17 protein-coding genes are annotated in these 9925 nt (G+C 70.4%); 9 read left to right on the plus strand and 8 right to left on the minus strand.

What is annotated here, in order from left to right; all coding sequences use genetic code 11:
• Window positions 1–18: 18 nt before the first annotated feature.
• Entirely contained in the window at window positions 19–1092 is a 1074-nt protein-coding gene (locus QM621_RS03850) for an FUSC family protein (protein WP_414989037.1), read from the minus strand.
• Between the two features lie 83 nt (window positions 1093–1175).
• On the opposite strand from QM621_RS03850, the gene QM621_RS03855 reads away from it, so the two are divergent.
• On the plus strand, window positions 1176–1412 hold the full coding sequence (locus QM621_RS03855; RefSeq protein ID WP_414989038.1) for a FitA-like ribbon-helix-helix domain-containing protein: 237 nt from the start codon (window positions 1176–1178) through the stop codon (window positions 1410–1412).
• Window positions 1409–1831 (plus strand): type II toxin-antitoxin system VapC family toxin, encoded by a 423-nt coding sequence (locus QM621_RS03860; RefSeq protein WP_414989039.1) that lies wholly within the window; start codon window positions 1409–1411, stop codon window positions 1829–1831. The genes QM621_RS03855 and QM621_RS03860 overlap by 4 nt, the downstream gene beginning before the upstream one ends.
• On the opposite strand, the gene ykgO is transcribed toward QM621_RS03860, so the two are convergent.
• Genes ykgO through QM621_RS03880 form a run of 4 tightly spaced genes read right to left on the minus strand, consistent with a single transcriptional unit; the run spans window position 1822 to window position 3494 of the window.
• The gene (gene ykgO, locus QM621_RS03865; RefSeq protein WP_414989040.1) at window positions 1822–1944 is read right to left on the minus strand and encodes a type B 50S ribosomal protein L36; all 123 of its coding nucleotides are present in this window, start codon (window positions 1942–1944) and stop codon (window positions 1822–1824) included. The two genes, QM621_RS03860 and ykgO, sit on opposite strands and share 10 nt — an antisense overlap.
• On the minus strand, window positions 1941–2141 hold the full coding sequence (gene rpmF, locus QM621_RS03870) for a 50S ribosomal protein L32 (RefSeq protein WP_414989041.1): 201 nt from the start codon (window positions 2139–2141) through the stop codon (window positions 1941–1943). Before rpmF ends, ykgO begins: the two co-directional genes overlap by 4 nt.
• A gap of 19 nt (window positions 2142–2160) precedes the next feature.
• Window positions 2161–3240, minus strand: coding sequence for a GTP-binding protein (locus QM621_RS03875; protein WP_414989042.1), 1080 nt, complete (start codon window positions 3238–3240; stop codon window positions 2161–2163).
• The gene (locus QM621_RS03880; RefSeq protein WP_414989043.1) at window positions 3237–3494 is read right to left on the minus strand and encodes a type B 50S ribosomal protein L31; all 258 of its coding nucleotides are present in this window, start codon (window positions 3492–3494) and stop codon (window positions 3237–3239) included. Before QM621_RS03880 ends, QM621_RS03875 begins: the two co-directional genes overlap by 4 nt.
• Before the next feature lie 54 nt (window positions 3495–3548).
• On the opposite strand from QM621_RS03880, the gene rpmB reads away from it, so the two are divergent.
• Genes rpmB through rpsN form a run of 3 tightly spaced genes read left to right on the plus strand, consistent with a single transcriptional unit; the run spans window position 3549 to window position 4260 of the window.
• Window positions 3549–3785, plus strand: coding sequence for a 50S ribosomal protein L28 (rpmB, locus tag QM621_RS03885; RefSeq protein ID WP_414989044.1), 237 nt, complete (start codon window positions 3549–3551; stop codon window positions 3783–3785).
• Window positions 3785–3955, plus strand: a complete 171-nt coding sequence (rpmG, locus tag QM621_RS03890; RefSeq protein ID WP_414989045.1) for a 50S ribosomal protein L33 — start codon at window positions 3785–3787, stop codon at window positions 3953–3955. The genes rpmB and rpmG overlap by 1 nt, the downstream gene beginning before the upstream one ends.
• Window positions 3955–4260, plus strand: a complete 306-nt coding sequence (gene rpsN, locus QM621_RS03895; protein WP_414989046.1) for a 30S ribosomal protein S14 — start codon at window positions 3955–3957, stop codon at window positions 4258–4260. Before rpmG ends, rpsN begins: the two co-directional genes overlap by 1 nt.
• A gap of 126 nt (window positions 4261–4386) precedes the next feature.
• Here the strand turns inward: rpsN and QM621_RS03900 are convergent, their stop codons facing one another.
• Window positions 4387–5352, minus strand: coding sequence for a DUF4349 domain-containing protein (locus tag QM621_RS03900; protein WP_414989047.1), 966 nt, complete (start codon window positions 5350–5352; stop codon window positions 4387–4389).
• Complete coding sequence (locus QM621_RS03905; protein WP_414989048.1) at window positions 5349–5906, minus strand: RNA polymerase sigma factor; 558 nt, start codon at window positions 5904–5906, stop codon at window positions 5349–5351. The genes QM621_RS03900 and QM621_RS03905 overlap by 4 nt, the downstream gene beginning before the upstream one ends.
• A gap of 145 nt (window positions 5907–6051) precedes the next feature.
• Here QM621_RS03905 and QM621_RS03910 point away from each other — a divergent pair, with 145 nt between their 5' ends.
• The 4 genes from QM621_RS03910 to QM621_RS03925 are packed head-to-tail and all read left to right on the plus strand — an operon-like array spanning window position 6052 to window position 8323.
• Entirely contained in the window at window positions 6052–7296 is a 1245-nt protein-coding gene (locus tag QM621_RS03910; protein WP_414989049.1) for an alkane 1-monooxygenase, read from the plus strand.
• Window positions 7296–7553 carry a rubredoxin gene (locus QM621_RS03915; protein WP_414989050.1) on the plus strand — a complete coding sequence of 86 codons (258 nt, stop codon included), beginning with the start codon at window positions 7296–7298 and terminating at the stop codon, window positions 7551–7553. Before QM621_RS03910 ends, QM621_RS03915 begins: the two co-directional genes overlap by 1 nt.
• A complete protein-coding gene (locus tag QM621_RS03920; RefSeq protein WP_414989051.1) occupies window positions 7550–7717 on the plus strand; it encodes a rubredoxin in 168 nt (55 codons plus the stop codon). Before QM621_RS03915 ends, QM621_RS03920 begins: the two co-directional genes overlap by 4 nt.
• Window positions 7718–8323, plus strand: a complete 606-nt coding sequence (locus QM621_RS03925) for a TetR family transcriptional regulator (protein ID WP_414989052.1) — start codon at window positions 7718–7720, stop codon at window positions 8321–8323.
• Between the two features lie 4 nt (window positions 8324–8327).
• On the opposite strand, the gene QM621_RS03930 is transcribed toward QM621_RS03925, so the two are convergent.
• A complete protein-coding gene (locus tag QM621_RS03930) occupies window positions 8328–9800 on the minus strand; it encodes a dolichyl-phosphate-mannose--protein mannosyltransferase (RefSeq protein ID WP_414989053.1) in 1473 nt (490 codons plus the stop codon).
• Window positions 9801–9925 lie beyond the last annotated feature (125 nt).

The raw sequence follows: 9925 nt of genomic DNA on the forward strand, positions 1-9925 counted from the left end.
TCACGAACAGGCCTCAGGTCAAGCCCGCTCGGCGTCCTCCCACCGGACGCGCGACCAGAGCGCATGGCCGACGACGACCGAGATGAGGCAGCCGAGGAGGGTGTCGGCGACCCGTTCGACCATGAGCGAGGTCGTGTGCCCCTCGTGGGCCAGACCCAAGATGATGACCACGAGCGGCGTCATCACGAGCGAGTAGGCGGTGTAGTTCGCGAGCTTCAGATGCCCCCGGACCGCGCCGATCACCGCGACCACGGCGACCATCGCCCACCCGCTCAGCAGCGCCAGCATGAGCGCGCCGAGCACGATCCCGAGGGCGGTGCCGACGCCGCGCTGCGCCGTGCGGACCAGGGCCGCGCGATGGTCGCGCTGCACCACGAGGATGACCGTCAGCAGGATCCACGTCGCGTGGGCGGTCGGCAGCGCCACGACGAAGGCCATCGCCACGGCCAGGCAACTGCCGAGGCGCAGCGGGTAGTGCCAGGCCGACAGCGACCGCAGACGGGCCCGCCAGCGTCGGGCGTCCTCAGGCCAGGAGCGCGGCAGCGCCGGTTCCGGGGCGGGTCCGCGGACGATCAGCCGGGTCAGGCCGTGGGCCAGCAGCGTCAGGACGCACCCGCCGAGGCCGCCCAACGCGGACAGCCCGACGACCTCGGTCTCCGGCAGCCCGAGTTGGGACACGGTCACGCCGATCACCGTCGCCACCTGCGCCAGCGTCACCGCCTTCGCCGCGCTCGGCCGGATCGAGGAGAAGGCGGTCGCGAGGATCGCCACGACCACGAAGGCCGCGCCCTCGACGGCGGAGACGTCGCCCACCGTCGTGCCGAGCGCGACGCCTCCGGCGCAGACCAGCAGCGTCACGGCGAGGTCGACGATCCGGTTCGTGACGCTTCCGGCCAGCCCGCTGCCCGACAGCAGCAGCGCCCCGACCGAGGCGATGGTCCCCTCGGCCAGCCGGTCGGCGGCCACGCCCGCCGCGAACGGCACGGCCATCGCGAGCCCCGCCGCCACCATGCGCACGACGTCGACCTCGACCCGCTGCCAGCGGGTCAGCTCGGCGAACGCGGTACGAAGCCGCTCTGCCTCTTCGGACATGTTCCTCCCCCGGTGTCGGCACGACGGTCACGGGCCGAAAGCTCTTGATAGCATCAGTCTAGAACTGATATCAGGGGGTTCTGATGGCGGCGATCACCGTACGGAACTTGAACGACGAGACGCATCGCGCTTTGAAGGAGCGCGCTGTGGCGCACGGGCGCAGCACCGAGGCGGAGGTGCGGGCGATCCTCGACGCCGCCGTCGGGTCGACCGGACGCGTGAGGATCGGCTCGCTGCTGGCCGAGATCGGCCGCGAGGCGGGCGTCGGCATCGAGATCGAGCGGGATCAGGACGCCGCCGAACCCATGAGCCTGCCGTGATCATCCTCGACTCGAACGTCATCTCCGAGGTCATGAGACCCGACCCCGACCAAGTGGCGCTCACGTGGATCGACGACCAACTGGCCCACGAGCTCTATCTGACGACGATCACGCTGGCCGAGGTTCGTTATGGCATCGCCGTGTTGCCCGCCGGGCGTCGCCGAGACCGTCTCTCGGAGTTATTCGAGGAACGGCTCATGCCGCAGTTCCATGAACGGGTTCTGGCGTTCGACGAGCCGGCGAGCGTCGTCTACGCGTCGCTGATGGCCCGAGCCCGTGGACGGGGTCGGGCCATCAGCCAGTCGGACGGGCTGATCGCGGCGATCGCGGTGGCGAACCGCGCTGTCGTCGCGACGCGGGACGTCGCCCCCTTCGAGGCCGCCGACCTTCCCGTGGTCAACCCGTTCGCTCAGCCCTGACGGGCCTTGAGGCGGGGGTTGCGTTTGTTGATGACGTAGGTGCGGCCGCGGCGGCGGACCACCTGGGAGCCGGGCTGGTTCTTGAGCGAGCGCAGGGAGTTGCGGACCTTCACTGGGGCCTCCGGGTGCTGATGGCGGGCAGATTCGAGATGTCGATGTGACCGGCGTACACGGCCTTCACGAGGCGGCGCGGCACGTGGACGGTGCGGCCGTCGACGGTGACGGGCACGAGCGGTGTCGCGGTGGCCTTCCACTGCGACCGGCGGTGACGGGTGTTGCTGCGCGAGGTCTTGCGCTTGGGGACGGCCATGGTTTTCCTTCGGTTGGGGTCAGGCGGCGCGGGAGATATCGCCGAGCCAGGGTTCGAGGCCGTCGTGGGCGACCTCCCAGTACATGCCGCGGTCGGCCTGCTCCACATCGCTGAGCAGGCAGCGGTGGAAAGCCTCGGCGACGGCCTCGCGCTCGTCGTCCATGCCGGTCACGACGAGGCGGGTCAGTGGCGCGCCCCGACCCCACGGTGAGGCGGTGCCGATGCTCAACTGGCCGCCGGCGCCGTCCCACGCACAGATCGTGCCCGGCCGGGTGGGCAGCCAGAAGCAGCCGCGCGAGCGCCGCGGACCGCCGCCGACCGACTCGATGCTGTCGAGCAGTCGTCCCGGGTGGAGCGGGCGCGGCGAGCGCAGGTCGAGCCGCCACACGTGGTCGGAGGCCAGCGGCGGGAGCGGGCCGCGCCGGACGACGTCGACCCAGCGCTCGGTGCGCGCGTGCTGGTGCAGGTCGGCGGTGAGCTGCGCCGGGTCGAGGCCGGACGCGTCGGGGACGAGCAGCGCGCCCGGTCGGGCGAGCGCCGCGACCAGGTCGGTCTCCGGCTCGTCGAGGCCGCCGACGGCGATCACCGCGTCGGCGTACTCGACCAGCGCGCAGTGCGCCTCGGACACGCCCCGGGTGTCCTCCTCGCTGGTGTGCGCGCCCCGCTCGACCAGCAGGTCCTCGCCGAGCAGGTCGTTCTGGGCGGTGGTCCCGTCGAGCGCATGCACGACGGCGCTGACCCGCACATGAGGCGCGGCGCGGCGGTCCATCGCGATCACCCGGCAGACCTGCAACGCCTCGGCCGACATCGGCAGGTGGGCGATGATCGCGCCCCAGCGTCCGGTCGCGGCGAGCCGTTCGAGCGTCGGCACGATGTCCTCGCGCAGCGCGCAGGCCACGCAGGCGTGGTCGAGGAACAGGTGCTCGGACTCGACCAGTCCGCCGAGGTCGCTCACCCGACGGGTCAGCACCTGCTCGCCGACGTCGAGGGTGTGCCGCATGACGGCCGCCTGCGGCAGGTCGAACTGCAGGCCGACCGTGGCCGCGTCCATCGCGGCGTCGTCGATGCCGGTGACGAGGATGACGGGGGTCTTGCTCACGGCGCGCTCTTCTTCCCGTAGCGGCGGTGGAAGGCCTCGACGCGGCCCTCGGTGTCCATCACGCGGCCCTTGCCGGTCCAGAACGGGTGGCTGGCGCTGGAGATCTCGACGTCGACCACGGGGTAGGTCTCGCCGTCGATCTCGACGGTCTCGTCACTCTCAGGAGTGATCGTCGAACGGGTCAGCAGGGTCGTGCCCGCCGACTTGTCGCGGAAGACGACAGGGCGGTAGTCCGGGTGCAGGTTCTTCTTCATGAGTCCTCGCGTATGCTTATTGAGAATGAATCTCATAGTACAGAAAGGTTTCTCATGTCGAGAACCTGCCAGGTCACCGGCGCCACGCCCGGCTTCGGCCACCACGTCTCGCACTCGCATCGGCGCACCAAACGGCGCTTCGACGTGAACGTGCAGAAGAAGAAGTACTGGGTCCCGAGCCTCGGGCGGAACGTCACGCTGACCGTAAGCGCGCGCGGCATCAAGACCATCGACCAGCGCGGCGTCGACGCCGTGGTCGCCGAGATCCTCGCCCGTGGGGAGAAGATCTGATGGCCAAGCGAGGCAACGACGTCCGGCCGATCGTCAAGCTCCGCTCCACTGCGGGCACCGGCTACACCTACGTGACGCGCAAGAACCACCGCAACGACCCCGACCGGATCGTGTTGCGCAAATTCGACCCCGTGGTGCGGCGCCACGTCGACTTCAAGGAGGAGCGCTGATGGCGAAGAAGAGCAAGATCGCGCAGAACAAGCGGCGTCAGGAGATCGTGGCGCGCTACGCCGAGCGACGCGACGAGCTGCGCCGCGCCAGCCGCGACCAGAGCTTGTCGTTGGAGGAGCGCATGGCCGCCTCGCGCGCGCTGGCGAAACTGCCGCGCGACTCCTCCCCGGTGCGCGTGCGCAAACGCGACCAGGTCGACGGCCGTCCGCGCGGCCTCGTCGGCAAGGCCGGCCTGTCGCGCATCCGCTTCCGCGAACAGGCCCACGCCGGCCACCTGCCGGGCATCACCAAGTCCAGTTGGTGACCCGTGGAGACGCAGGATGATGGGTTTGGGCAGTGGTGACGACCCAAAGCCATCATTCTGCGTCCCCCGGGGGACGGACGATGATGGGTTGCGGTAGCGATCACTACCGCAAGCCATACTCGTGCGTCATCGGCGCGGGCGCAGGCGCGTCACGACCCAGGCCAGGCCGGCGAGCGCGAGGGCGGCGACGAGCCAAGGGGTGATGACGCCGAGGGCGGTGACCAGGCTGACGGCGGACGACACGAGGGCGTCCCAGCCCTTCCGCAGGCCGTCTGTGAAGCCGCCGTCCTCGTCGTCCACGGCGTCGGGCTCGACGAAGGTCACCGCGAGCGAGGACAGCTCCACCTGGTCGCCGAGCGAGGCGCGCTGGGCCACGAGACCGTCGAGCTCGGCCTGACGCTGGGTCAGCATCGACTCGGCCTGCATGAGGTCGTCGGTCGTGGCGGCCTTCGCCATGAGGTCGGTGAGCCGGGCCACGGAGGTCTGGAGCGCCTCGATCCGGGCGTCGAGGTCGACGATCTGCGAGGTGACGTCCTGATGGTCCAGTGAGATCGACGCGACTTCGCCGAGGTCGCGCAACTCCTCGATGGCGGCGTTGACCTGCGCCGACGGCACACGGACGGTCAGCTCCGAACGGTCCTCGCGGTCGGATCGGTGGTCGACCAGGCCGCCCTCGCCCTCGGCCCAGGAGCCGAAGTCGGTGGCCGCCTCAGCCGGGTCGTCGGCGGCCACCTCGGCGGAGCCTGTGGTGATGACCGAGCGGGCCTCCTCGTCCTGGACGGGCGTCACCTGGGCGGCCTCGGCGCTCTGGGGGGCTGCTGCCTCGGACTGGACGTCGAGCGTCGCGCCGTCCTCGCTCTCCTGGCGCCCGGTGTCGGTGTCGCCCGTGATGGCGACGGGGTCGTCGCCGTCCGACGGCGACCCGAGCACCGCCGCGCCCAGCCCGAGTCCCGCCACGACGACCAGGGCCGCCGCCCCGCTCGCCACGAGCCGGGCGCGGCGTCCTCGGCGGCGCACGTCGGCGTCGACGTCGGCCATGACCCGCGTGCGCAGGGCGGCGACGCGATCCTCGGAGAATTCGGTGGTGGTCATGCTGTCTCCTTCAAAGCGATCAGGTCGGCGCGGAGCCGGGCCCGCAGGCGAGAGAGCCGGTTGCGGACCGAGGAATGGGTGAGTCCGAGTTGTTCGGCGGCCTCGGCGTAGGTCAGGCCGTCCTCCAGGCACAGCTCGTAGAGGCGGCGGTCGACCTCCGGTAGCGCGGCGACGGCGCGGTCGATCTCGGCGCGCACGTCCTCGTCGGCCGCGGTCTGCTCGACGTCGGTGTCGGCGGGCAGGTCCTCGGGGATCTCGCCCGCGCCGTGGCGCTCCCGGCGGCGGGCCGCGCGCCGGGCGTTGAGCGCCGTGTACCGGGCGGTGACGAGCAGCCACGGCAGCAGCGACCCCTCGGTCGGCACGGAGCCGAGTTTGCGCCACGCGGTCACGAAGGTCTCCTGCGCGACGTCCTCGGCCGCCGCCGGGTCGCCGAGCACCCCGTAGGCCTGCCAGTAGACCGGGCGGACGTGCCGGTCGTAGAGCGACCCGAAGGCCGCCCGGTCGCCCGCGCGGGCGCGCGTGATGAGGGTGGTGTCGGCGACGTCGTCGTCCACGGCGTGTCTCCTCGTGTCGGGTCCTTCTGACAGTAGATGTCCGGCGGGCCCGCGACCGTCTCGTATTTGACAGGTCACATGGTCTTGTCGAATCGCTTGACATGTCATACCGTTGTGTCAAGTTGGCTCAAGGAGGAGTGGCGATATGACGGTGTCAGCCGTGGTCGACGGTCAGAGGATCGAGTGGACCGACAAGAAGCGTTACCTGTGGATCATGGGCGCGATCATGCCGCTGATCCCGTTGCTGATCTGGGGCGCGTTCGCCGCCACCGGCTGGAGTTTCTGGTGGTGGTTCGGCCCGGTGATCCTGTTCGTCATCGTGCCGCTCGTCGACCTCGTCGCCGGCCTCGACCCGAACAACCCGCCCGACGAGCTGATCGAGGCGCTCGAGGGGGACCGCTTCTACCGCTGGGTCACCTACGCCTTCATCCCCGCGCAGATCGCCGGCTTCCTCTGGGGCTGCCTCGTGATCGGCAACGGCACGTTCTTCGGGATCGACGTCCACGCCGACGGCGTGCTGCCGGGCATCGCCGAGAACCTCTCGGTGGCCGACAAGGTCGGCCTGGCCACCGGGCTCGGCATCGTGGCCGGCATCGGCATCAACACCGCCCACGAGCTCGGCCACAAGAAGGAGGAGCACGAGCGCTGGTTCGCCCGCGTCGCCCTCGCCCAGACCGCCTACGGCCACTTCTTCATCGAGCACAACCGCGGCCACCACGTGCGCGTCGCCACCCCGGAGGACCCGGCGTCGGGCCGCCTGGGCGAGACGGTCTGGGGCTTCATGCCGCGCACCGTCGTCGGCAGCCTCAAGAGCGCGTGGGGGCTGGAGAAGAAGCGCTTCGCCCGGCTCGGCAAGTCGCCCGTCAGCCTCAAGAACGACCTCGTCAACGCGTGGATGTTCACCGTCTTGTTGTGGGGCTTCGCGCTGGCCGCCTTCGGCTGGCGGATCCTCCCGTACGTGGTGCTCCAGGCGGTCATCGGCATCTGGCTGCTGGAGACCGTCAACTACCTCGAGCACTACGGCATGAAGCGGCAGAAGCTGCCCTCGGGCCGCTACGAGCGGGTCAACCCCTCGCACTCGTGGAACTCCAACAACATCGGCACGAACGTCCTGCTCTACCACCTGCAGCGCCACTCCGACCACCACGCGAACCCCACCCGCCGCTACCAGGCGCTGCGCGACTTCAAGGACGCCCCGGTGCTGCCCACCGGCTACGCGGGCATGATCGTGCTCACCGTGATCCCCGCGATCTGGCGCAAGGTGATGGACGAGCGCGTGCTCGCCCACTACGACGGCGACGTCACGCTGGCGAACGTCCACCCGCCGAAGAAGGCGAAGTACTACGCGAAGTACGGTGCCGTCGACGCCGAGTTGGAGGAGGCCGCCTGATGGCGAAGTTCATCTGTCCGAACTGCGAGTACGTCTACAGCGAGGACGAGGGCGACCCGCGCGAGGGCTGGCCCCCGGGCACCCCGTTCGCCGAGATCGACGAGGACTGGACCTGCCCCGACTGCGCCGTGCGCGAGCAGGTCGACTTCCTGCCCATCGAGGAGTTCGTGCACAACGACCAGGACGGCAACGTCATCAGTGCCGAGACCCGCGAGCAGGCGCTCGCCCGGCAGCGCGCCGAGGAGGCCCGGGCATGAAGGTGTGGGAGTGCCTGCAGTGCGGCTTCGTCTACGACGAGGCGCAGGGCTGGGAGGAGGAGGGCTTCCCGCCGGGCACCAAATGGGAGGACATCCCCGACGACTGGACCTGCCCCGACTGCGGGGCCGCGAAGGCCGACTTCACGATGGTGCAGGTCGGCTGAATGACGCCTGCGACCTTCCGCGCCGAGACCCAAGAACTCCTGCGCGACCGTCTCCTCGACGCCGCGCTGGCGCTCATGGAACGGCGCACATGGTCGAAGGTCACGATGGCCGCCATCGCCGACGAGGTCGGGGTGAGCCGCCAGACCGTCTACAACGAGATCGGCGCCAAACGGACCATCGCCGAGCATCTCGCGATGCGCGAGCTGAGCCGCTTCCTCGACCTCGTCCGCGAGCGCATGGACGAGCGTGACGACTTGGTCGACGCGATCCAGTGGGCCTGCGAGGGCGTGCTGGAGCTCGGCGCTACCAACATGCTCGTGCGCGCCATCGTCGGCTCGGTGCCCGGCGACCACCCGCCGGACCTGTTGGCGATCCTGACCGTCGACTCCGGCGAGATCGTCGAGGTCGCCTGCTCGGTGGTCAAGCAGTGCGTGCTCGACAAGGGCCAGCCGCTGCCGCTCAGCGACGCCGAGCTCGACGTCGTGGTCGAGGCGGTCGTGCGGCTGGTCCTGTCGGCCGTCACCCGTCCGTCCAAGCCGCCGCGCGAGGCGTCCGCCGACATCGCCTGGATCCTGCGCCTCGCCTTGAAGGGCGCGTCGGCCTGACGCCCTAGATCCACGCGTCGAACCACATGCGCGCCTCCCAGTCCGAGCGGGGCAGGATCGCGCCGGTCCAGATCGGGTGGAACCACCAGAACGTCACCACGACCGCCAGGAGGTAGACCGCCATCGTGCCGACGAGGAACCTTCGGCCGTGTCGTCCCGCCGCGTCCCACGCCTCGCGGACCACGAGGCAGATCGCCGCGATCATGAACGGCAGCATCGCCACGGCGTAGAAGGAGAAGATCGGCCGGTCGTCGTAACGGAACCACGGGAGCCACAGCGCGGCGATCATCGCCAGGACGAGACCGGCCCGCCAGCGCCGCTCCCAGAGCCACAGGGCGGCCAGCACGATCACCATCGCCGATCCGAGCCACCACACCATCGGATTGCCCAGCAGGGTCACGACGCGCAGACAGGTCTCGTCGCCGGTCGCGCCGCAGAACGTGCCGGGGAGGTCGTTCTGCGCGTCGACGCCGACCGGTCGGGCCAGGATCGGCCAGCCCCAGGCGTCGGACTGGTAGGGGTGGGTCTGCTCGGCGAGGTAGTCGCCGGTGTGGAAGTCCCAGTTGAGCCGGTGGAAGGCCCACAGTTGGCTGAAGCGGTTGCCGTCGCCGAGGTCGAAGCGGGCGGCGTAGACCTCGTGGTGGGCCAGCCAGCCGGTCCAGGTCGCGAGGTAGACGACGAACGCGACGACCACCAGCCAGACGAAGGCCGGGGCGCTGACGACCACGAAGGCCTTCGCCCACCAGGCGACGCGGGGCGTGTCGGGGTCGCGGTCTCCCTGGCGCAGCCACAGCTCCCAGCCGACCACCAGCAGTCCGCAGACCGCCAGCGGGAACAGGCCGCTCCACTTCGTCGCCACGGCCAGGCCGAAGCAGACGCCTGCGAGCAGCTGCCAGGGCCGCCAGGGCCGCCACCGCCCGTCGGCCGCGAGACGTTCGGCGAGCCGGTCGCGGTCGACGACGAGACAGGCGACGGCGCAGACGGTCCAGAAGGCGAGGAAGCCGTCGAGCAGGGCGAGTCGCGACATGACGAAGTGCAGCCCGTCGAAGGTCAGCAGGAGTCCGGCGAGGCATCCCAGCCAGACCGAGCCGGTCAGCCGCAGCACCAGGCGGGCGAGCACGAGCACGGTCAGCGCGCCGACGACGACCGCCGCGATCCGCCAGCCGAAGGCGTCGAGCCCGAAGAGCTTCTCGCCGAGCGCGATGAGCCACTTGCCGCCCTCGGGATGGGCCACCTGGGTCGGCAGGTCGGTGAACAGCCCGGTCGCGGCGCCGTCGGCGATCCGCTCGTCGGCGCGCTCGGTCGCGTCGCGGGCGTAGCCGACCTCCAACAGCGACCACGCGTGCTTGGCGTAGTAGGTCTCGTCGAAGAGCAGCCGGTTCGGAAAGCCGACGTTCCACACGCGCAGCACGAAGGCGAGGAGGGCGACCCCGAGCGGGCCGACCCACCCCCAGGCTCTCTGCGACAGTCGCGGCACCGGTCCACCCTAGCCACCCCTGGGGCGGTGAGTTGTCCACCTTTGCCCCTACGCCGGTGGCTCATCCACCCTATGAGCGCACATAGGGTGGATGAGCCACCAATGGCCACGGTGAGGTGGATAAC

This window comes from Aeromicrobium sp., assembly GCF_047606445.1.
GTDB lineage: Bacteria > Actinomycetota > Actinomycetes > Propionibacteriales > Nocardioidaceae > Aeromicrobium.

Bases quoted from the DNA above. Each gene is read 5' to 3' on its own strand.
- rpsN (WP_414989046.1), top strand. From the start codon at position 3,955: ATGGCGAAGAAGAGCAAGATCGCGCAGAACAAGCGGCGTCAGGAGATC.
- QM621_RS03910 (WP_414989049.1), top strand. From the start codon at position 6,052: ATGACGGTGTCAGCCGTGGTCGACGGTCAGAGGATCGAGTGGACCGAC.
- QM621_RS03855 (WP_414989038.1), top strand. From the start codon at position 1,176: ATGGCGGCGATCACCGTACGGAACTTGAACGACGAGACGCATCGCGCT.
- rpmB (WP_414989044.1), top strand. From the start codon at position 3,549: ATGTCGAGAACCTGCCAGGTCACCGGCGCCACGCCCGGCTTCGGCCAC.
- rpmG (WP_414989045.1), top strand. From the start codon at position 3,785: ATGGCCAAGCGAGGCAACGACGTCCGGCCGATCGTCAAGCTCCGCTCC.
- rpmF (WP_414989041.1), bottom strand. From the start codon at position 2,141: ATGGCCGTCCCCAAGCGCAAGACCTCGCGCAGCAACACCCGTCACCGC.
- QM621_RS03915 (WP_414989050.1), top strand. From the start codon at position 7,296: ATGGCGAAGTTCATCTGTCCGAACTGCGAGTACGTCTACAGCGAGGAC.
- QM621_RS03850 (WP_414989037.1), bottom strand. From the start codon at position 1,092: ATGTCCGAAGAGGCAGAGCGGCTTCGTACCGCGTTCGCCGAGCTGACC.
- QM621_RS03920 (WP_414989051.1), top strand. From the start codon at position 7,550: ATGAAGGTGTGGGAGTGCCTGCAGTGCGGCTTCGTCTACGACGAGGCG.
- QM621_RS03925 (WP_414989052.1), top strand. From the start codon at position 7,718: ATGACGCCTGCGACCTTCCGCGCCGAGACCCAAGAACTCCTGCGCGAC.
- QM621_RS03900 (WP_414989047.1), bottom strand. From the start codon at position 5,352: ATGACCACCACCGAATTCTCCGAGGATCGCGTCGCCGCCCTGCGCACG.
- QM621_RS03880 (WP_414989043.1), bottom strand. From the start codon at position 3,494: ATGAAGAAGAACCTGCACCCGGACTACCGCCCTGTCGTCTTCCGCGAC.